This window comes from Nocardia nova NBRC 15556 (genome assembly GCF_001613005.1).
GTDB lineage: Bacteria > Actinomycetota > Actinomycetes > Mycobacteriales > Mycobacteriaceae > Nocardia > Nocardia nova.
Window position 1 is genome coordinate 176906 of the sequence record NZ_BDBN01000002.1, and the last position, 24415, is coordinate 201320.

Below are 24415 nucleotides of genomic sequence, written 5' to 3' on the forward strand. Positions count from 1 at the left end.
TCGATCCGATCGCCCGTCGCGACCGCGAGTACCTGGCGGCACCCGGCCGCGACGCTGGGCGACATCACCCCCATAGTAGAATCAGTTATCTAAATATTCTAATTCTGCGGATAGAGCGGATTGCGCCGTAGGTAGCCGGCCCGCGCCCGCCACGTCGGTGACATGCACGCATTCCCGTTGGACACTCTCAGGCCGGCGCCGGGCCCGCATTCCAATAATCGCGGTTGGTACCGATGCGCCCCCCGCGCAGCGAGCCGACCGACGCGCCCCGCAACCCGATCGGTTGCATGATCCATTCCACGACGAACGCATCCCCGCTGATATGGCTGCTCACCACGTCGTAGGAGGCCCCGGGCGCCTTCTCCAGCGCCCCGGCGACGAAAGCCCGTGCCTCGCGGGGGCCGCGGGCGACGTGGCCGCTGGGCACATCCTCGAGTACGACATCGGTATCGAGCGTTGCCATGATCGCGTCGGCGTCACCGGCATTCCATGCGGCGAAGTAGCGTTCGATCGCGGTCGTTTCGGTCATGGTTTTCTCCCGTCTCGTGGATTGTCTCGTTCGTTCCCGGTGCCCGACCTGGCCGCCGCAGCGTTTTCCAGCAGTCGCCGCAGTGCCCGGTCGAGCGCCGTTCCGTCTGCCAGGTCCGGTGCCGTGACACCCGCGGCGATCAGCGCCGGATGGGTGCCGCCGGTCTCGCGCAGGCCGCGGGTGGCCAGCCATCCGGCGAACATCAGATAGGTGGCCGTGAAGAGGTCGACGGCGTCCGCCTCGCCGAACCCGGCGGTGCGCAGAATCGACAGCGCCGCACCGGTCAGGCGTTCGGCGGCCGGGGATTCCCGTGCGGCCGTGAGCACCCGGGTGCCCGTGCCCGGATAGCGCAGGAACGCGCGGTCCATGCTCGACACCAGACCGGCGTACTGATCCACCCAATGCGCCTCGGGGTCGACGGCTATCTCGATGCGGGAGGCCACCGCTTCGATCACGCGCGCGTCCAGATCCTCTCCGCCGCGCAGGTGGTAGTGCACCGCCGGCGGCGTGACCCCGAGCTCGTCGGCGACCGCGCGCACCGTCAGCCGATCCAGACCACACCGCTGCACGATCCGCAGTGCGGCCTCGAGAATGTCCTGCGCCGACAACGGAACGGGTTGTGTCCCACCACGCTGACGCGCCACCGACACCTCCGGGTGCTCGAGCCTCTCTCGCGTTCCGCGAATCATTATGTCACAGTAAATGAGAATCTCATTATGCACCAGTAAATGGACCGAAGGAGGATGGAATGCGTTGTGACGCAGTCATAGTCGGCGGCGGCGTGGCCGGATGTGCATTGGCGGCCCGGCTGGCGGCCGCCGGGGTGGCGGTGACCGTACTCGAGCGCGAGCCGGTCTACCGAGACCAGGTTCGCGGCGAGGCCCTGGTGCCGTGGGGGTTTCTCGAAGCGATCGATCTCGGCATCGCCGACGCCGTCACCGGCGCCGCCGGCGCCTCGGTGATCACCCGGATGGTGCCCTACGACGAAAGTCTCGACATCGCCCGGGCGCGGCGCGGGGCGATCGATCTCAGCGCGGTGGTACCGCAGGCGCCCGGCGTCATCGGAGTCGGCCACCCCGAGCTGCGAGAGGCCTTGGCCACCGCGGCGACCAAGGCGGGCGCCACGGTCGTGCGCGGTGTCGCCCGTTGCGTCGTCGGGCACGGCGCGTCACCCTCGGTCGACTACGAAAGGGCGGGAACCGAACACCATCTGGACTGCCGGATCGTCGTGGGCGCCGACGGCAAGAACTCGGCCACCCGGACCGCGACCCAGATCCCGTTCACCATCACCAGCCCGCGAGTGATGCTGTCGGGCATGCTCGTCGACGACCACGGCGCATGGGATCGCGCCGAGACCACGATCGCGGTGAGCGGTCGCAACCAGTACATCGTCATCCCGCGCGCCGACGGGCGGATCCGGCTCTACGTGGGCCGCCGCACCACCGATCCGGAACGCATCACCGGGCCGGATCGGATCAGCCGATTACTCGATGCCTACCGCACCCCGGCGCTGCCGTGCGGCGACGCCCTGGCCACGGCGCAGCCCCTGGGCCCCTGCGCCACCTTTCCGTTGACCGACGCCTGGACCGATACCCCCGTCGTCCCCGGCGTGGCGCTGATCGGCGACGCGGCCGGGTGGAGCAATCCCATCGGCGCCCAGGGACTCAGTATCGCCCTGCGCGATGCCCGGCTGCTCGCCGAAGCGCTGCTGGACAACCGGACGTGGACTCCGGCGACCTTGCGCGGCTACAGCGAGGAGCGCAGCGTGCGCATGGCCCGGCTGCGTTTCGCCACCGCGCTCACCGACATGCTCTCGGCGTTCGGGCTGCCCGACCGCACCGCCAAGCGGGCACGCATGCTGAAACTGGTGGCCGAGCGCCCGGAAACGAGCGCGGCGCTCGGGGGCATCCACTCCGGCCCCTGGACGCCGCCGGCCGCGGCCTTCAGCCCCGACATCCTGACCACGCTCGCCCTGACCTGAGGTCCGCCATCAATTAGATGAATAAGTAATCTCATTACCCTATTGGCTGTTAGCATGCTCGACACCGGGGGCACAGCGGAAGGGTCGAGAATGAGAAGTCTGCGGGCAGTACGGTTCTGGCCGACGGTCATAGCGGTCATAGCGTTCGCGGGCCTGGCGGCACCGGCCACCGCCGCGCCGGCGGCCGGCCCCCGGTGCACGGAGGTCTCCATCCCGGTCACCGTCGACCGCGAGGCCCGGATCGCGGGCACCTACTGCCGGCCGGCCGATCCGTCCTCCGCACTCCAGATACTCGTGCCCGGAGCCACCTACGACCGGACCTATTGGGACTTCCCCGGATTCGACGGCCGCTACTCCTATGTGCGGCACGCCGCCCGCGCCGGATTGGCGACCCTCGCCATCGACCCGATCGGCGTCGGCAAGAGTTCCAAGCCGGTCGGGGTACAGGTCTCGGCGTTGTCGGCGGCCCAGGCCGTGCACGAGGTCATCGGCGCCGCGCGCGCCGGGGCACTGGGACGGGCGTGGAACCACGTCGTGCTGGTGGGCCACTCGTTCGGCTCACTGACCTCGATGCTCGAGGCCGGGACCTATCACGACGTGGACGGGCTCCTGGTCAGCGGCGCGTCACACGCTCCCGGGCCCGGCGGCATCGCAACCATCGTCGGCGCGGCACGTCCGGCACTCGACGATCCCGCCACCGCGGGTCGGATACCCGCCGGCGACCTGGGTTACCTGAGCGTTCCGGGCGCCCGCCAGGCCGCCTTCCACGCACCGGGGGACTCCGATCCCCAGGTGGTGGCCGCCGACGAGGCCACGCGCGCCGCCGGCACTATCGGCATTCTGGCCACCATCCCGGTATTCATCCCCGCCACTTTCGATATCGCGGTGCCGGTGCTCATCGCGAACGGGACCGCGGACAAAGTCTTCTGCGCGCAGGGAGCAGGCGGCTCGCTCACCGATTGCTCCAGCGCCGCGGCTCTGTACAGCTCCGAACGCCCGTTCTTCCCCCGCGCGGAGCTCGAAACCTACGTGCTGCCGGGATCGGGCCATTCGATGAACCTGGCGCTCAACAGCGCCGAGTTCTTCGACCGGGCCGCCGAATGGGTGCACAGCATCAGCGAATCATGAAGCCGCGCATCGTGTTCGACGGCGACGCCGGCGGATGACAACGCATCGAGCAAGAACGGGAGAGTTCGTGTATCCAGCCCACTTCGCCGCATCCACCCCGGACAAGCCGGCGGTGATCGACACCGCCACCGGCGCCGTGCAGACCTACGGCGAGCTGGTCGCCGGTGCGAACCGGCTCGCCCGGCTGCTGCGGGAGGCCGGATTGCGGCCCGGCGACCACTACGTGGTTCTCGCCGAGAACCACCTGAGATATTTCGAACTGGTCTGGGCGGGACTCAATTCCGGTCTGTACGTCACTCCGGTCAACTCCCACCTGACCGCCGCCGAGGTCGCCTATCTGATCAACGACAGCACCGCGAAGGTGGTCATCACGACCGCCGCGCTGGCCTCGGTGGCCGAACAGATCGTCGACCTCACTCCCGACGTCGTGCGGCGTTTCATGCTCGACGGCACCAGCACATCCTACGAATCGCTGGACGACGCGGCCGCGCGGTATTCCGTCGGACCGGACGATCAGGAGGTCCGCGGCACCTTCATGCTCTACAGCTCCGGCACCACCGGCCGGCCCAAGGGCATCCGCTACCCGCTGCCCGATCACCCGGCCGCCCACGGTGACGCGGAGTTACTGCCCAGCGGGCGAGCCCTGTTCGGTCTCGATGCCGACACCGTGTTCCTGTCCCCCGCTCCGCTGTACCATGCTGCGCCACTGCGTGTTTCATGTCTTGTGCACTGCAGCGGCGGTACGGTGGCAATCATGCCGAAATTCGATGCCGAGGCCGCGCTGCGCGCCATCGACGAATACTCGGTCACCTCGAGTCAGTGGGTACCGACGATGTTCGTGCGCATGCTGAAGCTGGCGCCGCGGATTCGGTCCCGCTTCGACCTGTCCAGCATGCGGGTGGCCGTGCACGCCGCGGCGCCGTGCCCGATCGAGGTCAAAAAGCAGATGATCGACTGGTGGGGGCCGATCATCACCGAGTACTACTCCGGCACCGAGAACTTCGGCACCACCGCCCTGTCCAGCGAGCAATGGCTCGACCATCCGGGCTCGGTCGGGCGGCCGGTGGGCTGCACCGTCCATATCTGCGACGACAACGGCGACGAACTGTCATACGACGACATCGGCACCGTCTATTTCGAAACCGCCGGCGCGAACTTCAGCTACCACCGCGACCCCGAGCGCACCGCGGCCGTCTCACATCCGGAGCATCCGGACTGGCATACCCTCGGCGATATCGGGCAGCTGGATGCCGACGGATATCTATATCTCACCGACCGGCGTGATTTCACGATCATCGCGGGCGGAGTCAACATCTATCCCCGCGAGATCGAGGATGTGCTGATCCTGCACCCGCAGGTGGCCGATGTGGCCGCCTTCGGAGTGCCGGACCCAGAACTCGGCGAACAGGTCAAAGCCGTTGTCCAGCCCGCCGATTGGGCCGATGCGGGACCTGAGCTGACCCAGCGGCTACTCGACCACTGCCGTGGCCGGCTGGCCTCCTACAAGTGGCCGCGATCGATCGATTTCGCCCGCGAACTTCCCCGCCAGGACAACGGAAAGCTGTACAAGAAGCTGCTGCGCGACCCGTACTGGGCCCAGGCGAGGCTGTGACCGATGCCCGCGCCGATTCCACAATTCGGGGTCTTCCTCCCGCAGTTCAACACCAGCCCGGATGCCGTGATAGCCACCGCTCGCACAGCCGAGGACGCGGGTTTCGATTCGTTCTGGCTCATGGATCATCTCTACGCCCCCGCCGCCCCGCCGGTGGATGTGCCGGACAGCTGGATTCTGCTCACCGCCATCGCCACCGCGACCGCCACGATCCGCCTGGGCCATCTGGTCGGATGTGCACCATTGCGGCATCCGGCGGTGCTGGCGAAGATGGCCGCGACCCTGGATCGCATCAGCGGCGGCCGCCTGGATCTGGGCCTGGGCTGGGGGTCGATCGAGGAGGAATTCGCCCGGTTCGGCATCGAGGCCGGTTCGCCGCGGGTGCGCTCGCAACGACTGGCCGAGACGCTCGAGATCCTGGCATTGATGTTCACCGGTGAACGTTTCGACTACGCCGGCAAGCACTTTCGGTTGCGGGATGCGTGGGGACTGCCCGTACCGGCACAGGACCGGATCCCGTTCCACATCGGTGGCGGCGGGCCGACCTTGACGATGCCACTGGTCGCCGAATACGCCGACTGGTGGAACTGCGTCGCCGGCGCCCGCGAGCGTATGGACCAACTGGCGCCGCTGCGCGGCAGCGCGCGCATCTCCGCACAATATCCGGTCGGCCTCGTCCATCCCGGCGACGACCCCGAAGCCGTGCGCGCGAAACTTCTGTGGCGCATGCCCGAATCATCTTGGGGCCCACCGGTTGTCGGCACCCCGGCCGAACTCGTCGACTACTTCGCCCGCGAGCGGGCGCGGGGCGTGGATCTGTTCATCCTGCGCTTCCACAATCACGCCCCCGCACGCACGCTCGACCTGTTCGCCACCCAGGTCGCGGCGCCGTTGCGGCGCGCGGCCGCGGATCGGTAGGTGCGCCACCGGCCGCGAGGCCCTGGTCGCCCCCACGTCAGGGGGGGGCGACCAGCCCCTCACCAGCTCAGCGCGGGGCTGTGCCCGAATCGGCCAGCGCAGATCGACCGGGACCGGGCTCGGGCTCGGACTCCTGCACCGTGATCGTGCGCAACAGGCGGACCACCGGCGCAGGATCCATACACAGGGCATCGGACATGTGCAGGGCTCCACCTACCGCGGCGGCCAACAGCCGGTCGACCACGGCCTGCAGATCGTCGGCCTCGATTTCGTACAGGGCGACGAACGGGCCGTCATCGGCGACGGGCTCGAGCCGGCGGCCCGAGACGAACCCCTTCATCGCCACCACCTCACGCAGATGCGTCTCGTCGTACCAGCTGTGATACTCCGCGGTACGCTGCGGGGCACTGGGCCGGGTTTCGACGTACAAGATTCCTCGTGCCACGACTGTTCTCCTCGAACGAGCATGTCTGGTACAAAACATGTTGGTGCGCGGTAACTTCGGTGAGCTCCGCGCATCCGGAACCCCGCCGGTGGTCAACGGTGCAGGACACCGGCCCGCGGCAGCGGACAACGGCGTGCCGCGGGATCCGGCCCCGCTATTCGATCCGGCCGACGACTGAGCCGACCGGGTACTCCACCTCGATCTCACCGACTATGACCAGCGTGCCCGCGGCAGGTGATTCGATATCGGTCTCAGTCTTGTCGGTGGCCAGGGTGTAGAGCAGATCTCCCTGCTGCACCGTCTGGCCGTCCTCGACCAGCCAGGCCGTGATCGTCCCCTCGGTCATCGTCACACCGAGCTGGGGTATCAATAGTTCGTGCGCCACGGAAGGCGTCTCCTCTCGCGATGAATCGGGTGATCGGGTGTCACAACAGCCCGCGCACGGCCGCCTCGATCTGCGGCGGCCCGGGAATGTAGGCCTGTTCCAGCGATTTGGCGTAGGGCACCGGCGTGTTCGGTGCCGTCACCCGCGCCACCGGACCGGCCAGCTCACCGAACAGCTCGGAGTGGATGGTCGCGGCCAGTTCGGCGCCGAATCCGTTGCGCCGCACCGCTTCGTGCACGACGACCGCACGCTTGGTCTTGGCCACCGAGGCGAGCACGGTCTCGATGTCGAGCGGCTGCAGCGTCCGCAGATCCACCACCTCGACGTCGATCCCCTCGGTGGCCAGCTGTTCGGCGACGGCCAGGCAGTCGACCACCTGCCGCCCATAGGTCAGGATGGTGACATCCGATCCGGGGCGCGCGATGGCCGCCTTACCGAGCGGAACTCGATGGTCCCCCACCGGAACCTCACCGCGCGAGGCGAAGTAGAGCCCGAACATCTCCACGAATACCACCGGGTCGTCGTCGAAGATCGACGACAGCAGCAGTCCCTTGGCGTCGGCCGGATTGCTCGGCACCACGACCTTGAGGCCGGCGGCATGCACCAACTGAGCCTCGAGCATGTCGGAATGCTGTGCCCCGAATCCACCGCCGGCGCCGGTGGCCGTGCGCACCGTGATCGGCACCGGGGTGCGGCCACCGGACATGTAGCGCAACTTGGCGGCGTGGTTGACCAGCTGATCCATGCAGACGTGGGTGAAGTTCATCAACATGATCTCCGGGACGGGCCGCAGCCCGGAGATGGCCGCGCCGATCGCGGCCCCCATGATCGCCTGCTCGGAGATCGGTGTATGCCTAATCCGTTGTGTCCCATACTTTTTTCCCAGGCCCTTGAACACACCGAAACCGCCACCGCCGGGCTCCTGGATATCCTCGCCGAGGGCGAAGACCCGCTCGTCGGTCTCCAGCGCGATATCGAGCGCGTCGTTGATCGCCTGGACGAAGCCCAGGGTCCGGGTCTGCACAGGCTGTTCTGCGATGGTCATGCCGCCGCTCCTTCCGCATACACATCGGTGGTCAGTTCCGCTGGATCCGGTAGGGGCGCATCGAAGGCGAATTCGGCGGCATCGGCGACCTCGGCGGCCGCCGCCGCTTCGACGGCCTCGATCTGCTCGACCGTGGCCGCGCCCGACTCGATCAGTTGGGCCCGGAAACGCGGCAGCGGATCGTTCGCCATCGCCGCCGCGAGTTCCTCCTTGGGCATGTACCCCTGCTGATCGCCCATGACATGGCCGTGGAAGCGAAAGGTCATAGCCTCCAGCAACGTCGGCCCCTCACCGCGCCGGGCCCGGCCGATCGCGTCGCCCGCGACCTGGTACATCGCAATGGGATCATTGCCGTCCACAGTGACACCGGGCATCGAATAACCGGCCGCCCTGGTGGCGATGCTCTCCACCGAGGTGCCCTCGCGCAGTGGCGTGTACTCGGCGTATCTGTTGTTCTGACAGACGAAGACGACCGGAAGCCGCCACACCGACGCCAGGTTGAGCGCCTCGTGGAAGGCGCCGATATTGGACGCGCCGTCACCGAAGTTCACCACGGTCACCTGATCGGTGCCGCGCATCTGCGCGGACAAGCCCAGTCCGTTCGCGATCGGCAGACCGGCGCCGACGACACCGGTGGTGACCATCAGCCCGTACTCCGGCGCGGTCACATGCATCGGCCCGCCCTTGCCGCCGCAGGTTCCGGCGGCCTTGCCCAGGTACTCGGCCCACAGATCGCGCAGCGGCACCCCCTTGGCGACCTGGTCGTGTAGTCCGCGATAAGTGGTCACCACGTAGTCGTCGCGCCGTAGATGCGCCGCTACCGAAGCCGCGACGAACTCCTGTCCGCGCGGCGAGTAGTACATGCCGCCGATCTTGCCGCTCAACATGTATGAGCGATATTTCTCGTCCGACAACGCGATTCGCGTCGCGGTGGCGAAGATGTCGAGTTGCGCCTCGGGGCTCGGCGCGGGGGTCGATGGACTCACCTGGTCTCCTGATTCTTCGATTCGAGGATTTCGACGTCGCGGCCGGAGCGAGCCGCATGCTCACCGGCACGGCGGCCGGAGAACACCGCGTCGGCCAGCGACAGCCCGGACACGTAACTGTTGCTGCAGATTCCGACCGCCGCGCGGCCGGCGGCGTACAGTCCGGGGACGGTGCCACCGGTTGCCCGGCGAACCGCCCCGGTGTCCTCGTCCACCGCCAACCCGCCGAGAGTGATGAACGGGAACGGATAGGCGGGGCTGACGCCCGGCGCCAGATTCACCGCGAAATACGGGCCGCGGTCGAGCACCCGCCGGTACTGGTCGGCCTTGCCGAACCGATCGGGCCGTCCGGCCTCGATGTCCTGGTTGTATTTCGCGACGGTCGCCGCCAGACCGGCCGGATCGATACCGCACGCTGAGGCCAGCGCCTGCACGGTCGCGGCCCGGCGGTGGCCGAATGGGCTGAAAATATAGAGGCTCTGCGGAACTTGGAAGAATGCCGATTGTTCCCGCGCCTGCCGTCGCGCGGTGCGCCAGCCCGGCGCGTCCAGAATGAGGAATCCGCGCCCGCCTTGTTGTTCGATCAGCGGTTCGGACATGGTCGCGCCGTAGAGCTGTTCGTTGGCGAACCGATCGCCCTCCATTCCGACCGCGACCCCCTCGAGAAATCCCGACGGGGGCGAGATGAATTTCCAGCCCGACATCTTGTGCAGGTGGCTGGTGGCGGCGTCGACCTGCGCACCCAGCCGCAGGCCCGCGCCGTCGTCACCACCGGCGGCCAGCGGCGACACCTCGGTCCAGGCCGGCGCGTGGCGCCGGACCAGTTCCTTGTTCTGCCCGAAGCCGCCGGTGCACAGCACCACCCCGCCGCGGGCCAGGACCCGGTGGCGAGTGCTCCGCTTGCGTTGGGCCGAAACGACTTTCGCCATCAGGCGGTCGCCCAGCGGCGGATGCCACACCTCTGCCTTGGCGGCGATCTCGGTGCGGATCTTGTGCCGGCGCCCGAAGACACCGGGGTCCGGGGCGTCGAATTCGACGCCGACCACCGCACCGTTGGCCACGATCAGCTCGCGCACCTCGGCCAGCGGGCGGAACTCGATGCCCTTGCCCAGCGCGGCATCTCGCAGCGTGGCGTAGAACGCGGCCCCGCTGAAATTCTTCGCCCGGACCCGGTGCCCGCGCGGGGCCGGGGCGGCGTTGTCGGCATAGCTGGGAACCTGTTCGTTGCCCGAGTAGTACAAGAAGTGGCGATTGGTCGGATAGGACGTCTTGTACGGGCACAGGCTGCCCTCGAACGGCACGCCCTGGCGGGTAAGCCATTCGATCATCGCGGGACTGCCGTCCACGAACCGGCGCAGCGTCGCGGTGCCCACCGCGTCACCGGCCTCCTGTGCGAGATAGGTGAACATGGCCTCGGCGGTGTCGGTGACGCCCGCCTCCCGCTGCGCGGGTGTGCCGCCGCCGGCGTAGACCACACCCCCGGAATGCGTCGTCGATCCGCCACCGTAAAACCTGTCCACTACGAGCACCGAAGCGCCGGCTTCGGCGGCCGCGATCGCGGCGCAGGCCCCGGCGCCGCCGAAGCCCACGACCACGACGTCGTAGACCTGTTCCGGCGTCGTTGCCGGTCCCTGCTCACTCACCGCCCCGCTCCTCACTGTCGGACACTCCGGGCGCACACGGCCGGGCCGCCCGCTTTTCCACTGTGATGTCACCGGTCACCGTCAACCGGCATGCCAGCCGGGTATCGCGCAGGGGCCATCCCATGCGCCGATTCGTGATCTGCCGCAAGACATCTCGCTCTTCGTCGGAGACCGGGCCGAGCCGGTCGTGCCCGTCGATCACTCGCACGGCGCAGGCCGTGCAGCGGGCCTGCCCGTAGCAGATGGTCGGCCAGCGAGCCCCCACCCGCAGCGCCGCCTCGAACAGCGTCTCACCGTCGCCGACGGCCAGTTCGAAACCGGCCGGGTCCACTCGTACCACTGGCACCCGGATCACCGCGCCAGATACTGATCGATCGTCCGATGACTGTTGACGATCATCGCCTCGTACGGTTCGGACAGCGTCAGCCCGTCGAGCCCGCGAGTCTTCAGACCCTTCTGCTGGGCGATGATGTTGTGGAAATCCTCCTTGAGGATCTGCGGCCAGTCCTCGACCGGGATCGGTCCCTCGAGTTCGGGCCGATCGGCGCTCTCCTCCCCCGCCGCCGGAATCTGCAGTGCCCAGACCTCGAAGACACAGCTTTCCGGATCGTCGCCGTTGGGCCGGACCCGGTACATGATCGAATTGCCATAGGCGGGCAACACGGTGATGTTCGGAAAAATGTGACCGTAACCGCTGGTCTTTGTCGGCGGCGCCGGCAGATCGACGCCCGCCCCCTTCGCGTAGTCGTACAGCGCGCCGAAGAACGCCGACGGGAACTGATCGGGATCGATGTCGCGCTCGAGCAAGCCCTGCTGGATGAACATCTCCCGTTCGGTGGCGTAGGCATCGGTGCCCAGGTAGAGCGCGGTGTTGTACTGGACGAAGTACTCCGCCGCGGACATTCCCTCGACCGGAATCTCACCCGGCACGGGCAGCATGTGCGCGTGGCCGCCGGCGAAGGTCTCGAACGTGCCGCCGAACGCGTCGAGGTTGAAGTCCTCGTCGGACGCGCCCATCGACAGCGACGGATGCGCCTGCATCACGTGGTAGGCCTCCATGAACGCCTCCTGGGCGACCTTCCAGTTCCCCGGCAGGATGAGGTGACGCCACCAGCGCACCCGCATCCGTTCGAAAGCGATCGGCGCCAGCGCCTCGGCGATCCCGGCCATCGCCTCGTGCAACGGCGGCGCGGCCGGATCCATATTGATCCACACCAGCCCGAACAATTCGCCGACCTGACACTCCACCAGCCGCAACGACTCCGGATCGAGACAGTGCGGAGCGAAGCCGCGTTCGGCATACACGTAGGAATTGGAGCCGTCCAGGTTCCAGCGCCAGCCGTGGTACGGGCAGACGATCTGACCACCGTGGAAGGTTCCGCTGTCGGAGGCCAGGGCCGTGGCACGGTGGCGGCATGCGTTGAAGTAGGCCTTCACGGTGTCGTCACGCTGACGCACCACCATGATCGACTGATCGTTGATCTTGTACTCGGTGAAGTCACCCGGGCGTGGGATCTCGTCGGCCCGACAGGCCATCTGCCAAACGTGCGGCCAGAGCTTCTCCTTCTCGAGCTGGGCAAACTCAGGCGAAAAGTACCTTCCCGCAGGAACTTTGGCCGGGTCGGTGATCGCGAACGGGACTCCGGCTGTACTCGGCTGCTCGATCCGGTGTTCGACGTGGGTGGTCAAAGCCAGCCACCTCCTCGTGACAAGGCTGCATGTAACTAACTAATTGATGAGTTACTTTATGGAGGTGGCCCGAGCCGCGGGAGCGATTCCGAAAAAATGACTTAAATTCGTTTAATGATTGCGTTCAATCAACAAAGTTCCGGCCAGCAGCGCTTCGGTCGCACGGACCGCCGCCCGGTGCCGGTCGGCGGTCGCGGTGGCCGACAGATGAGCAAGCCCCCAGGTCAGCGAGGTCAGCATGTCCACCACCGACCGCGCATCGATACCGGGCGCCACCTCGCCGGCGCGCACCGCCTCATCCACCAGCCGCGAGTAGAGCGCCTCCTCGGCTCGCTGGCGTCGCGTGACCGCGGCACCCAGATCCGGGTAGCGCGCGGATTCGAGGTAGACGGTGGCATCGAAGCGGGTCACCGACGGATAGTCGCGCACACACGCGATCGCCTCGTCCAGCAGGGCGACGAAATGTTCGCGCAGCGTGCCCGGGAAGTCGACCGCGTGCACCAGTCGAGCCATCACCTCGTCGATCCGCACGTTCAGCGTCGCGGTGACCAGCTCCACCTTGGAGGGAAAGTAGTGGTAGATCGCCGCACTGGTGAGCCCCGCCTGCTCGGCGATCGACTTCATCGTCGCCTTGGCGTAGCCGACCTCGGCGATGTGGTCCATCGCCGCGGTCATGATTCGGAGGCGAGTCTGTTCCCCGTCCGCATTCACCGGACGGCCCATCCTGGCGGGCGCCGACATCGAATCTCCTCCCTACGAGGACAGTATCGAGCTGCCATTGTTCCATCTCGGACACCTGCCATCGCCTCCCGCCCGGCAGCGGGGCGAGCGAGAAGACCCACGGGTTACTACGCGGAATCCGGGCGCGACTCGGTAGCACCCGCACAGCGCCTCGGGCAATATAGTTAGATAGTTAAGCGACAAACGACGGGTTGGTGGGTACCCGTGCGGGCTTGCCACCGAGAGAAGAGGTTCCAGCGATGAGTATGGCGACGCGGACTGTCGATCCGGTCTCCCTGGCCGACGTTCTGAGCATCCACCGGATCGGCGGATCCGAATTCCTCGGCCCTGCCCGGCCCACCGCGGCACCGCGCATCTTCGGCGGCGTCACCGTAGGACAGGCCATACTCGCCGCCCGGGCGACGGTCACCGACGATCGGCCGATACACGCCCTGCAGACCACATTCCTGCGCCCGGGATACGGCAATTCTCCTGTCACCTACCGGGTCGAACCCCTGCACGACGGGACGTCACTGACCACCCGGCTTGTCACAGCCACCCAGCACGACCGGATCATCTTCATCGCCACCGCCTCGTTCCAGCGACCCGAAAACGGTCTGGCACATCAACTTACGACGCTGTCCGCACCCCATCCCGAAGACGTCGAACCGGCCGCGCAGATCGTGGGCGAGGGGGCCGATCGGGCATGGCTGTCGGCACTCGAGCGGACCACGATGCTGGAATTCCGCTTCCCCGACACCCCGGTCCGGGTTTCCGCCGGCCAGGGCACCGCTGTGGCGCCGTACCAGAGGTTCTGGGTGCGTCCCCCGCAGCCGCTGCCGGACGACGACGTGGTCCATGCCGCTGTACTCGGTTATCTCTCCGACGCGCTACTGCTGTCGACCTCGCTCGGTCCGCATCGCCGGACCGTACACGACCCCGATCTGCGCTTCGCCACGATCAACCACAGCATCTGGTTCCACGCACCCGGCCCTGCCGACGAGTGGCTGTGGTACGAGCAGGAAGGCATCTGGGCCGGTTCGGCCCGTGCGCTGTGCCGGGGCTCGATCTTCCGGCGCGGCGGCGAGCTGGCGGCGACCGTCGTTCAGGAGGGGCTGATCCGGATCGCGCCGGAATAACGCGGTGCGCCCGCCGGCCGGCACGGACGTGCGCACCCGCTCACGCTCCGGAAAAGGTCCTCCGCAGCGACTGCTTGTCCAGCTTTCCCAGCCCGGTCTTGGGCAGCTCCGCCAGGACCTCGAGGTGCTCGGGGAGCTTCTGTGGCATGAGGCCCGCCCGCCGCAGATGCGCGGCGACCTCGTCGAGGGTGGGCGTTGCCGCACCCGGACGGACGGCGATCACCGCACACACGAGCTCACCGCGTTCGTCATCGGGCAAGCCGATCACCGCGACCTCGGCCACGGCGGGATGTTCGGCGAGCAGCGCCTCCACCTCGACGGGTCCGATGTTCTCACCTTTGCGAATGATCATGTCCTTCAGGCGGCCGGTCACCTCCACATGTCCGTCCGAACGCAGATGACCCAGGTCGCCGGTGCGGAACCAGCCGTCGGCGGTGAACGCCGCGGCCGTCAGCTCCGGATCGGTGTAGCCACGAAATACCGATGCGCCCTGGACCTGAATTTCCCCGTCCTGCCCCAGCGGTAGCTCCCCGGCCGCGCCGACGACGCGCAGCCGAAGGCCTGGAATCGGGCGGCCTTCGGTGTTTGCCAACTGCTCGTCGGTGTCGTCGGGGGACGCGACGCAGATCATCGGCACCTCGGTCGCGCCGTAGTCGTGCGCGACCGTCGCGTTCAGTTCAGCGCGGACCGCGTGATACACACTCGGCGGGCACGGCGCTCCGCCACCCTTGAGCACACGCAGGCTCGGCAGCAGCCGCTCACCCGGGGGCAGTGTGCGCTGCTGGTTGAGCAGTGCGGTGTAGAACACCGTGCTGCCGCCGGTGAATGTCACGCGGTGCCGGCGGAACAGCTCCGAGGTGGTGGCCGGATCGAACGCCTCGACCACGACCGCGGGGAATCCGGCCAGCAGCAACGACATCAGATAGACCACACCGCCGACATGGGCCACCGGGAACGGTATTCCGCCGACTTCGCCGGGCTCGCGCCCGAGTCCGCCGCGCTGGGTGAATCCCCGCGCCGCGGCCAGCAGGGAGCTGTCGCCGTGACAGACCCCCTTGGGCAGACCGGACGACCCCGAGGTGAAGTAGACCCACCGGATATCCTGCGAGACACCGGGTTCAGGCGGGAGCGCCGCCACATCCGCCGACTCGGGTGCGGACGTCCCAATGGTCAGTACCCGACGCGTCCCCGGCAACCCCTCGGCCATCGCGCGGTAGTCGGTGCCCCGCCACGTTCCCGGGATCAGCATCGTGTCGGCCTCGGCGGCGGCCACCGCCGCACCGGTCTCGCGTTCCCGATAGATCGGGATGATCGGCGCCTGCACCGCCCCGAGCCGGGCCAGCGCGGCCATCACCAGCAGCGTGCTGATCCGCGTCGGCAGCTGCCAGGCCACGCGCGTCCCCGGGCCGATTCCCTCGGCCCGCAGTGCGGCCGCGACCCGCTCGGCCCGCCCATGGAAGTCCCCGAAGGTGAGTGTGGTGCCGTGTTCGTCGGCCAGCATCGGCAGGCGCGCCGATCGTTGTGCGCGCTCGCGGATCAGATCCCAGAACCCCTCCGCCGCAATCGGATCGGTGTCACTCACAACAGCAGCGGGGTCGACCAGCATCGGAGGGTCCTTTCACCAGCCCGTGGCGGGCGCCACAGTTCAGAAATATAGTAAAAATATCTCACTATTTATTCAATGCTTTGTTCCCTGCCCTCCCGGCGGCGGGACGAGAACACCGCGAGCGGTGCGGCGGATACTCCCGCGGCGGACACCGAAAACCTGCCGGGGCCTGCTCCGCAGACGAAAAGTGCTGCGTTACATCGGAAATGCGGATCAGGAACCCCCGTAACGAGCCCGCAGCACTTTCTTATCCAGCTTTCCGGTCGGCAGTTTCGGCAGCTCGTCCACCACGATCGTGCGGCGCGGCGCCTTGTATCGGGCGATCCGCGCCGCGACATGGTCACGCAGGTCGTCGGCATCGACGGTGGCTCCCTCGACCGGGACCACCACCGCACAGACGGATTCACCCCAGCGCTCGTCCGGGATGCCGATCACCGCACATTCCGCGACCGCGGGATGGCTCGCGACGACCTCCTCGACCTGCACCGAGTAGACGTTCTCGCCTCCGGAGATGATCACGTCCTTCTTCCGGTCGACCAGATACAGCAGACCCTCGGTATCGAACATCCCGACATCACCGGTATGACACCAGCCATCGCGAATCGTTTCGGCGGTGGCACGGTCGTTGTTCCAGTAGCCGCGGAACATCACGGCCGAGCGAACCACGATTTCTCCCGGCTGTCCCGGCGGGCACTCCCGGCCGTCGCCGTCGACGATCCGGACCTCGGTGTCGGGGAAGGGGTAGCCGACCGAGGTCAGCCGCCGCCGGTCGTCCTCGGTCGCGGTGCGATGCAGCTCGCGCGGCAGGCCGGAGGTGATCACCTCGGTCTGCCCGTACAGATTGAGGAATCCGGCATTCGGCATCGCCGCCATCGCCGAACGCAGAATGGTGCTGGTGACCGGGGCCGCGGAGTAGACCACCGTGCGGATCCCGGCCAGTGCGGGACTGTCCGGGCCGGCCACGTCGACCAACGTCTGCAACATGGTCGGCGCCAGGTGCAGGATGGTGATCCCGTCCGCGGCCGCGGTTGCCAGCATCGCGGCCGGCTCGAACTGCCGGTGCAGTACGGCGGTGCCGCCGCGTGCGTGCACACCCAGCGCGATCGCGATCGCGCCGATATGCAGCATCGGCATCACCAGCATCGCACGATCGCTACTCCCGCTGCGCATCTCGCCGTTGAGCACGGCACCCATCCGCCGCAGCTCACGCTGGCCCAGGATGCATCCCTTGGGACGTCCGGTGGTTCCGGTGGTGTAGATCAGGCAGGCGGTGTCGGCCGCCACCGCGCTGAACGGCAACTCACGATCGGCGCCCGCGGCCAGCAATTCCCGGTATTCCACGGCGCCGGGAGCCGGAGCGTCCAGGCATACATAGAGATCGACACCGGTCAGCCCCGGGCGAAGCTCTGCCACGGCGGCCAGATATTCGGATTCGAAGAACAGCACCCGCGGCGCGGCGTCGCGCAGGATCGAGCCCATCTCCGGCACCGCCAGCCGATAGTTCACCGTCGCGACCACTATGCCACTGAGCTGGCCCATCGCGAGCACCTCGCCGAAGCGAATGCCGTTGCGGCTCAGTACCGCAACGCGATCCTGGCGGCGCACGCCGCACTCGCCCAGTGCGGCGGCCAATTCCGTCGCACGACGAAGCAACTGGGAATGGGTGCGGATTTCACCGTCGGCGATATAGGCGGGAACATCCGGGAACCGCACCGCATTGTCACCGATGATGTCACCCAGAGTCAGCTCCGAAGGCATGGTGCTCCTTTTCCGAAATCCTTGGGCCCCTTCGTGTCAGCGCGACAGAATCGTGACCGCGGCGGTGCCCGGGGAACCGTAGAGTTGCGCGTAGCCGACCCGCGCCCCCTCCACCTGCCGACCCGTCGCCCGCCCACGCAGCTGGTTGACCAGTTCGTACACCTGCCGCAGGCCGGACGCGCCGACCGGTTCACCATTGGCGAGCAGTCCGCCGTCGGTGTTGATCGGCAGCCGCCCGGTGATCTCGGTCGCCCCCTCGGCGAGCAGCTTCTCCTGATCGCCGTCGGCGCAGAAACCGTTCTCGGCCATGTGAATGACCTCCGAGCCCGCGTCGGTGTCCTGCAACTGGATGACATCGACATCCTCGGGTCCGATGCCGGCCTCTTCGTAGGCGGCCCGGGACGCGAAGACGGTCGGGCTCGGCGCGGTCTCGATGTTCAGCGACGGGGTCAGCACCTCGATCGAGCCCTCCCGGCGGGAAAACAGCTGGGAGGCACGCAGATAGATCGGCGTATCGGTGTATTTGTGAGCCTGGTCCGCGCGGCACAGGACAGCGGCCGCCGCCCCTTCGTCCGGACTGCAGTACATGTACTGGCGCAGCGGATAATTGAGCACCTGCGAGGCCAGCACTTCCGCCTCGGTGACCGGCTTGCGCCGCCACGCGGTCGGATTGGCCGCGCCATTGCGGAACGCCTTCGCCGACACCCGGGCGAGCGTCTCGTGCGAGATCCCGTGGTCGTGCATGTAGCGGTTGATCTTCATACCGAAGAAGTGGGTGGTCAGGAACAGGCCGATCTCGCCGTACCAGTCCGGGAGCCCGACCACCGACGGGTGGTCGGAGAAGGCGCCGCGCGGATGCTTGTCCAGCCCCACCGCCAGCGTCAGGTCGTGATCACCGACCCGGATCGCGTTGGCCGCCATCGCCAGTGAGGTTCCGCCGGTGGCGCATCCGGTGAACACCGCGCGCGTCGGGATGCCCGTAGGACCGAGCAGGGAGACGACGTTCTCGGGGTTCTTCACCTCCATGCTGCCCGCGTAGAGGGCCTGAATATCCGGCCAGGCCACGCCGGCGTCGGCGAGGGCGTCGATGATGGCGTCCTCGCCCATCTCCAGGGCGGACTTGCCCTGATGGCGCCCGAACGGGTGCAGACCCACCCCGATGATCGCGACCTCACTGCTCGCCACGGCTGTCCTCCTCCTCGTCGACCGGAGCGAAGGCGAACATCATCGTCTGCGCACCTTCCTTGTTCTTGCCGAAGGGCACGATCCGCAACTCCATCGGCTGACCGATTCGCAGCTTCTCCGGATCGGGCTCGGTCAACCGAGCTTCCACCCGCAGCGCGCCGGGGAGTTCGACATAACCGACCGCGAATGGTTCGAAGGCTTCGGCATCGCCCGCATAGGGCGGAATCGGCGGGCAGAACCGCTGTGTGGTGAACGTCCACAGCGTGCCCCGCCGGGGCAGCTCCACCGGCTCGAGCTTCTCCCTGCGGCCACCGACGAGGCGGTGCTCACGATAGGGGAAGACGATGCTGCCGTCGGAGGCCTTCCCGCCGATCAAGGCGGGATCGTCCGAAGGCCAAGTGAACAACCCCTCTGCCAAGGGCACTGATCGGGTCATGCGCGATGTTCCTTCCACTGAGTGATAAAACGTCAAGTCGCGTTGAACGGAGCGAGCGCAGCTCAGACGGCGACCGTCGAACCGACCGATGTGACCGCGGCGGCGATACCGCGCTCCCGGGCCATGGCCGCGCCGAGCCGCATGTTCAGCGTCATTTCGTCGCCGAAGTCCCCGCGCCACCCCTGCAGGCGGCGCGAGAGCAGTTGCAACGAGTACTCCCTCGTCATCCCGATCGCGCCGTGGGCCTGATGGGCGGCCCGGACCGCGAGGCCCGCGTTTCGGTTGGCCAGCGATTTCGCGGCGACGATCTCGAACGACGCCGGGCCACGCAATGCCGCGGCTCCCGCCCGATCGACCGAGAGCGTGGTCGATGCCGATGCCTGCGCCAGCTCCACGATGTGAGTCTGGACGGACTGGAACGCACCGATCGGCCGGCCGAACTGCACCCGCTGTTCGACATATCGTTTGGTGAGATCGAAGGCCGCGGTCATCGCGCCCGCCATCTGCGCCGAACGCAGCAGCGCGCCACGCAGCAGCAGGGCATCGGCGGTGACGTCACCGGCCCAGGTCTGTACCTCGACGTGCGCGGCCGATATCCGATCCCTCGGCATACCGGCCAGGTCGGTGCCCGCTTCGATGTCGAGATCCGCCGCATTCACCGAAACGACGCGCGAGGACCCGCTACCGTCCTCGACGATCGCGACCACGCGGGTGGCACCGCGAGCCCACGCCACGTCCCCGGCGGTGCCGGACAGGCGATTTCCGTCCAGACGCAGGCGGGTCGAATCCGTGATCACGGTCATCGGTCCGGGCTCCACCGGGGCACCGGCGCAGGTGAGCAACCAGGCGGCCAGGCTGGTCTCGGCCAGCGGCAGCGGCACCGCATACTCTCCGGCCCCGTGGCCGACGGCCAGCAGATCCAGCAGCGAGCCGCCGGAACCGCCGAGGTCTTCCTCGATTCCGATCAGCGGCAGGCCGAGTTGTTCCACCGAGGACCACAGACCGGGTGAGAAGCCCGTGTTCTCCACCGTTGTCACCACATCCGGAGTGAATGTCTGCGAGAAGAATTCCGTGACGAGCCGGACCAGATCCGGATCGCGCCGGACGACTTCACTCATGTCCGGATCAACCCCTTCGCGATGATGTTGCGCAGAATTTCGGTCGTGCCGCCGCGGATGGTCCACGAGGGTCCGGTGAGAATCGCCCGGGCGAGCAGCGACTCGTAGGGGTCCGGCGAGGACAAGTCGGGTGTGCGGCCGAAATGACGCGCGACGATCTCGATGCATTCCTGTTCGAACCGGGTCGCCATCTCCTTGGCCAGCGCCGCTTGGACGGTGGGCGAACGGCCTTCGTCCACAGCCCTCGCTATCGACAGCGACAAACCGTGAAATGCCCACGCCCGGGCGGCAATCGACCCCACATCGCTCTGGGCCCATCGCGTATCCGCGCTGCTCGGATGCGCTGCCCAATGCTCGAGGACCGGCATCAGCGACATCCACCGGTCCACTCCCCCGCGTTCGAGGACGAGCTCCGCCTTGTTCTGTCCCCAGCCCGCGCCGATGTCTCCCAGCCGCATGGTGTCGGGCACGAAGACGTCGGTGAACGACACTTCGCAGAAATGCCGGGTTCCGTCGATGAACGGAATCGGCGATACTCGCAGCCCCGTGCTCCGGCGATCCACGATGAACTGGGTGAGGCCCCCGTATCGTTCGTCGGATGTGCGGAAGAGCCCTAGGATATGCGTCGCCTCCAGCGCACCGGAGGTCCATATCTTGGTTCCGTTGATCAGCCAGCCGTCGTCGACCCGGACTGCCCTGGTACGCACCGACGCGAGATCCGAGCCCGATTCGGGTTCGCTCATCCCGATCGCGAACGACAACTCTCCCTTGGCAATTCGCGGGAGAAAGTACTCCTTCTGTTCGTGGGTGCCGTTGGCCGCGATATTCGGCCCCGATTGGCGGTCGGCAACCCAGTGCCAGCCCACCGGGGCCCCGACCGCGAGCAATTCCTCGACGACGATCAGGCGCTCCACCGCCGTTCGGCCGCCACCGCCGTACTCCTCAGGCAGCGCCATTCCCAGCCAACCGCGCTTGCCGAGGTCGCGGGAGAATTCCGCATCGATATCGGCCGCGATTCCGAGCCCGATGTCGTAACTTCCCGCCGGCAAACGCTCGGCCAGGAATTCGCGGACTTCCTCCCGCAGTCGTTGCTCCTCGGCGGTCAGTTCCGCGGCTTCGAGCCGCTGCACACCCGCGGCCATCAGCGCACCATGACCAGTCCGCCGTCCACCGGAAGCACCTGTCCGGTGATGTAGTTCGCGTCCTCGGATGCCAGGAAGGCGTAGGCCCCGGCGATCTCCCCGGCCACCTTCTCGGCCGTGGCCTCGTTGATGTCGACGACGGCGACCTGGGCCGCTTCGGCGGCGTATCGCAGCGCTATCGCCCGGCCGAGGCCCTGACCGGCGCCGGTCACGATCGCGACGCGATCGGCAAGGCGCGCAGCGGAAGTCATGTGATCTCCTTGAACAGATGGTCCACGGTGGGTCGACCGGGCCGGACGATATGAATTCTATAGGTAAATGAGTACTCTAATTACACTTATTACTATGCCATCTTCGCATTGCGCATTCCGCAGATCCTCGCCGAAGCGTTGCGCCCATAGGCCGCTGGAAGGTACTGCCCCTTGTTCCACGCACCGACCGGAAATTCCCGCTCAGAAGCCGAAGGCGGAGTCGTCCTCCGTGCCGTCGAGTACCGCATTTCCCACGGCTTCGGTGAGCAGCCGATGCCCGCCGAGCAACGCGTCGAGCGCGGCCGCCCTGGTCACGTACCGGTGCAGATCACCCTCCCGCGTCAGGCCCAGGGCGCCGAATACCTGAACGGCGTTGCGCATGAGTTCGGCCTGAGCACGGCCGGCTCGCACCTTGGCGATCTTCGCCGCCCACGCGCCGCCGCCGGGTGCCGCGGCCGCGTTCCACGCGGCGTCCAGGACCGAGCGTGCGCCGGCTATCGCGACGGCTGCCTCGGCGAGCCGGTGGCGCACCGCCTGGAACGAACCGATCGGGCGGTTGAATTGGACGCGCGTCGTGGTGTGCGCGGTGACCAGATCCATGGTCGCATCACAGATTCCGAGTATCTCGGCCGAGAGTGCTCGACGCCCGGCGGCGACGGCCCGTTCCCAGCTCCGGCCGGCCGGGGTGGGAACCAGATCCCCCAGCGCGAGCCCGCCGATCGCCGTCCATCCGGCGGCCGGGTCGAAACCACCCAGCGGGGCAGCCGAGGCGCGGATATCGGCCACCGGCACGATGAACAGCGCTGGCGCCCCCTGCGCCCCGGCCACCGGGATAACAACCTCGTCGACGTCGTCCAGGGGTCCCAGCACGATTCCGTCGATCCGTTCGTGGTCCCGCGGCAGATCGATGGTTCCGGACGAATAGACGACGGCGCGGCGCAGATCGGCGTCGGGCAGTTCGGGCAGTTCGGCGAGCACGACGTCGTCGAGCGCACGGGAACCGGCCAGCGCGCGACCGTGCTCGGTGAACAGCAATCCGACCGCCGCGCGCGGATCCGCGGCGAGTACCTCTGCCCAGCCGAGCTCGGCGAGCAACGGCGCCAGGCTCGTTCGCCCATTCCGCGCCGCGAACAGCTCTCGCAGCGACTCGGCGATGACGGTCTGTGTCTCGGCATCCAAGCCCATATCTCTTCCCTCGGCCGTATCTGTCGCTGAGCGCGTGGTCGTGCTCGACGCCGCGCTCATGCGCCACGCTCCTTGGGCAGGCCGAGGACCCGATCGGCGATGATCCCGCGTTGAACCTCCGCGGAACCGCCCATGATCGTCGAGGCCCGGCTGTACCACCACTCGGCCCGCCACTGCTGTGCGGCAGGGTCGTCCCCGAAGAGGAATTCACCCGGCAGCACATCCCGGGCGAGGTCGTGCAGTCCGGTCTCCACCGTTGCCAGCAGGATTTTGTCGATACTCGCCTCGGGCCCCACCGTCCGGCCCGCGGCGAGCCGGCGCACCGTATCGGCACTGCGTGCCTTCAAAGTGGCTATGTCCGAATAACATTCGCCGAATCGGCGGATAGCGCCGTCGGGCAGCCGTCGCCCGATCAGCGCCGCGCGCAGTTCGCGCAGCCGGCGCGAGGCCACCGTGGCGCTGAGCCAGGCGTACATGGCCCGCTCGAACTGCAGCAGATACATCGCCACCGCCCAGCCCTCCCCCTCCTGGCCGAGCAGGCGCGACGCGGGAACCACGGCATCGTCGAAGAACACCTCGGCAAGCTCGTTGTGACCACTGGCCAGCGCGATGGGCCGGATGGTAACGCCCGGGGTGTCGGTATCGACCATGATCATGCTGAGTCCGCGGTGCCTGCTCTCCAGCGTGCCGGTACGGACCAGGCAGATCAGCCGGCGCGCGGTGGCGCCGTGACTGGTCCAGATCTTCTGGCCGGACAACACGTAAGTCTCGCCCGCACGCCGGGCGCGGCAGCGCAGCCCAGCCAGGTCGCTACCCGCCTCCGGCTCGGAAAAGCCCTGGCCCCACCACTCCTCGCCGGCCAGATAAGACGGCATGAACTGCACCGCCAAGTCCGGAGCGAACCGCAACACCGCCGGGCCGAGCGTCTCGAGCAACTTGTTCTGCTCGGGCACCGCCAGCCCCGCGGCGCTCAGCTCGTCATACATCACCGCGCGATGTCGCTCGTCTCCGCCCAACCCGCCGGCCGACACGGGCCATCCATAGCGATTCCATCCGCCCTCGCTGAGCAACTTCGACAGCGCGGCGTTGTCGCGCATCCGGTCTTCGGTGGTCGGATAGTCGCCCCCGCGCCAGCGATCCAGTCCGGGCTCGGTGGCGATGAATTGCCGCAGGGCCCGGCGATAGGCGGACGGGTCTCGGGCCCAGTCATCGCGCGCCTCGAGGTAGGAGACCTCCATCCCGGCCGACTCGGTCATCCGAATCCACCCACGATCGCCCGGCCGGGTGCGAACGGGTTCTGCATGACCCCTCCTGGTTCCAGCGGTGCCCGACGGCGGGGCCCCGCGATGCTGATGTGCCGGTCGGCTCCCTGTGGGCGGGAACGAGGCCACGGTCGAACTTCGACTGTCACTGTAACAGACTATTTGACTATTTCGTCAATAAAAGTCGTCGGAGTACTGAATAGCCCTTCTTACAGTAGTTTTCGGCGACCCTTCCCAGTGAAAGCTGTAGGA

24 protein-coding genes are annotated in these 24415 nt (G+C 67.5%); 5 read left to right on the forward strand and 19 right to left on the reverse strand.

The genetic code is table 11. The features are described 5' to 3' along the window. Nucleotides 1-187: 187 nt before the first annotated feature. Nucleotides 188-529 carry a nuclear transport factor 2 family protein gene (locus NN2_RS01905; RefSeq protein WP_063009730.1) on the reverse strand — a complete coding sequence of 114 codons (342 nt, stop codon included), beginning with the start codon at nucleotides 527-529 and terminating at the stop codon, nucleotides 188-190. Further along, complete coding sequence (locus NN2_RS01910; RefSeq protein WP_218021980.1) at nucleotides 526-1173, reverse strand: TetR/AcrR family transcriptional regulator; 648 nt, start codon at nucleotides 1171-1173, stop codon at nucleotides 526-528. The genes NN2_RS01905 and NN2_RS01910 overlap by 4 nt, the downstream gene beginning before the upstream one ends. Nucleotides 1174-1277: 104 nt before the next feature. On the opposite strand from NN2_RS01910, the gene NN2_RS01915 reads away from it, so the two are divergent. The 4 genes from NN2_RS01915 to NN2_RS01930 all read left to right on the forward strand — a co-directional run bounded on the left by NN2_RS01915 (nucleotide 1278) and on the right by NN2_RS01930 (nucleotide 6168). Further along, nucleotides 1278-2510 carry an FAD-dependent oxidoreductase gene (locus tag NN2_RS01915; RefSeq protein WP_063009731.1) on the forward strand — a complete coding sequence of 411 codons (1233 nt, stop codon included), beginning with the start codon at nucleotides 1278-1280 and terminating at the stop codon, nucleotides 2508-2510. A 90-nt stretch (nucleotides 2511-2600) separates the two neighbouring features. Further along, nucleotides 2601-3638, forward strand: coding sequence for an alpha/beta hydrolase (locus tag NN2_RS01920; RefSeq protein WP_063009733.1), 1038 nt, complete (start codon nucleotides 2601-2603; stop codon nucleotides 3636-3638). A 67-nt stretch (nucleotides 3639-3705) separates the two neighbouring features. Then, complete coding sequence (locus NN2_RS01925; RefSeq protein WP_063009735.1) at nucleotides 3706-5250, forward strand: AMP-binding protein; 1545 nt, start codon at nucleotides 3706-3708, stop codon at nucleotides 5248-5250. Between the two features lie 3 nt (nucleotides 5251-5253). Then, complete coding sequence (locus NN2_RS01930) at nucleotides 5254-6168, forward strand: LLM class flavin-dependent oxidoreductase (RefSeq protein ID WP_063009737.1); 915 nt, start codon at nucleotides 5254-5256, stop codon at nucleotides 6166-6168. Between the two features lie 67 nt (nucleotides 6169-6235). Here NN2_RS01930 and NN2_RS01935 read toward each other — a convergent pair whose 3' ends face one another. The 8 genes from NN2_RS01935 to NN2_RS01970 form a co-directional block, all read right to left on the reverse strand. Next, nucleotides 6236-6613: a hypothetical protein gene (locus NN2_RS01935; protein WP_063910631.1), complete on the reverse strand. Its 378-nt coding sequence runs from the start codon at nucleotides 6611-6613 to the stop codon at nucleotides 6236-6238. 154 nt (nucleotides 6614-6767) lie between these two features. Continuing rightward, nucleotides 6768-6998, reverse strand: coding sequence for a biotin/lipoyl-containing protein (locus NN2_RS01940; protein ID WP_063009739.1), 231 nt, complete (start codon nucleotides 6996-6998; stop codon nucleotides 6768-6770). A 40-nt stretch (nucleotides 6999-7038) separates the two neighbouring features. Further along, entirely contained in the window at nucleotides 7039-8037 is a 999-nt protein-coding gene (locus NN2_RS01945) for an alpha-ketoacid dehydrogenase subunit beta (protein WP_063009906.1), read from the reverse strand. A gap of 2 nt (nucleotides 8038-8039) precedes the next feature. Further along, a complete protein-coding gene (locus NN2_RS01950) occupies nucleotides 8040-9029 on the reverse strand; it encodes a thiamine pyrophosphate-dependent dehydrogenase E1 component subunit alpha (RefSeq protein ID WP_063009741.1) in 990 nt (329 codons plus the stop codon). Then, a complete protein-coding gene (locus NN2_RS01955) occupies nucleotides 9026-10672 on the reverse strand; it encodes an FAD-binding protein (protein WP_063009743.1) in 1647 nt (548 codons plus the stop codon). The genes NN2_RS01950 and NN2_RS01955 overlap by 4 nt, the downstream gene beginning before the upstream one ends. Next, the gene (locus NN2_RS01960; protein ID WP_063910640.1) at nucleotides 10665-11018 is read right to left on the reverse strand and encodes a 2Fe-2S iron-sulfur cluster-binding protein; all 354 of its coding nucleotides are present in this window, start codon (nucleotides 11016-11018) and stop codon (nucleotides 10665-10667) included. The genes NN2_RS01955 and NN2_RS01960 overlap by 8 nt, the downstream gene beginning before the upstream one ends. A gap of 5 nt (nucleotides 11019-11023) precedes the next feature. Continuing rightward, entirely contained in the window at nucleotides 11024-12208 is a 1185-nt protein-coding gene (locus NN2_RS01965) for an aromatic ring-hydroxylating oxygenase subunit alpha (protein WP_218021981.1), read from the reverse strand. 264 nt (nucleotides 12209-12472) lie between these two features. Continuing rightward, nucleotides 12473-13036 carry a TetR/AcrR family transcriptional regulator gene (locus NN2_RS01970; RefSeq protein WP_218021982.1) on the reverse strand — a complete coding sequence of 188 codons (564 nt, stop codon included), beginning with the start codon at nucleotides 13034-13036 and terminating at the stop codon, nucleotides 12473-12475. A gap of 305 nt (nucleotides 13037-13341) precedes the next feature. Between NN2_RS01970 and NN2_RS01975 the strand changes: the two genes are divergently transcribed. Beyond that, complete coding sequence (locus NN2_RS01975; RefSeq protein ID WP_063009751.1) at nucleotides 13342-14220, forward strand: acyl-CoA thioesterase; 879 nt, start codon at nucleotides 13342-13344, stop codon at nucleotides 14218-14220. Between the two features lie 40 nt (nucleotides 14221-14260). Here NN2_RS01975 and NN2_RS01980 read toward each other — a convergent pair whose 3' ends face one another. The 9 genes from NN2_RS01980 to NN2_RS38900 form a co-directional block, all read right to left on the reverse strand. Next, the gene (locus NN2_RS01980; protein ID WP_063009753.1) at nucleotides 14261-15826 is read right to left on the reverse strand and encodes a class I adenylate-forming enzyme family protein; all 1566 of its coding nucleotides are present in this window, start codon (nucleotides 15824-15826) and stop codon (nucleotides 14261-14263) included. A gap of 213 nt (nucleotides 15827-16039) precedes the next feature. Continuing rightward, the gene (locus tag NN2_RS01985; protein ID WP_063009755.1) at nucleotides 16040-17584 is read right to left on the reverse strand and encodes an AMP-binding protein; all 1545 of its coding nucleotides are present in this window, start codon (nucleotides 17582-17584) and stop codon (nucleotides 16040-16042) included. A 36-nt stretch (nucleotides 17585-17620) separates the two neighbouring features. Further along, on the reverse strand, nucleotides 17621-18769 hold the full coding sequence (locus NN2_RS01990) for a thiolase family protein (RefSeq protein ID WP_063009757.1): 1149 nt from the start codon (nucleotides 18767-18769) through the stop codon (nucleotides 17621-17623). Continuing rightward, on the reverse strand, nucleotides 18756-19205 hold the full coding sequence (locus NN2_RS01995) for a Zn-ribbon domain-containing OB-fold protein (protein WP_063009759.1): 450 nt from the start codon (nucleotides 19203-19205) through the stop codon (nucleotides 18756-18758). Before NN2_RS01995 ends, NN2_RS01990 begins: the two co-directional genes overlap by 14 nt. A 62-nt stretch (nucleotides 19206-19267) precedes the next feature. Next, the gene (locus NN2_RS02000; RefSeq protein ID WP_063009761.1) at nucleotides 19268-20323 is read right to left on the reverse strand and encodes an acyl-CoA dehydrogenase family protein; all 1056 of its coding nucleotides are present in this window, start codon (nucleotides 20321-20323) and stop codon (nucleotides 19268-19270) included. Continuing rightward, complete coding sequence (locus NN2_RS02005; RefSeq protein WP_063009764.1) at nucleotides 20320-21465, reverse strand: acyl-CoA dehydrogenase family protein; 1146 nt, start codon at nucleotides 21463-21465, stop codon at nucleotides 20320-20322. Before NN2_RS02005 ends, NN2_RS02000 begins: the two co-directional genes overlap by 4 nt. Then, nucleotides 21465-21716, reverse strand: coding sequence for an SDR family oxidoreductase (locus tag NN2_RS38895; RefSeq protein WP_063009766.1), 252 nt, complete (start codon nucleotides 21714-21716; stop codon nucleotides 21465-21467). Before NN2_RS38895 ends, NN2_RS02005 begins: the two co-directional genes overlap by 1 nt. Nucleotides 21717-21917: 201 nt before the next feature. After that, the gene (locus NN2_RS02015) at nucleotides 21918-22961 is read right to left on the reverse strand and encodes an acyl-CoA dehydrogenase family protein (protein ID WP_218021983.1); all 1044 of its coding nucleotides are present in this window, start codon (nucleotides 22959-22961) and stop codon (nucleotides 21918-21920) included. Continuing rightward, the gene (locus NN2_RS38900) at nucleotides 22958-24157 is read right to left on the reverse strand and encodes an acyl-CoA dehydrogenase family protein (protein WP_082856640.1); all 1200 of its coding nucleotides are present in this window, start codon (nucleotides 24155-24157) and stop codon (nucleotides 22958-22960) included. Before NN2_RS38900 ends, NN2_RS02015 begins: the two co-directional genes overlap by 4 nt. Between the last annotated feature and the right edge of the window lie 258 nt (nucleotides 24158-24415).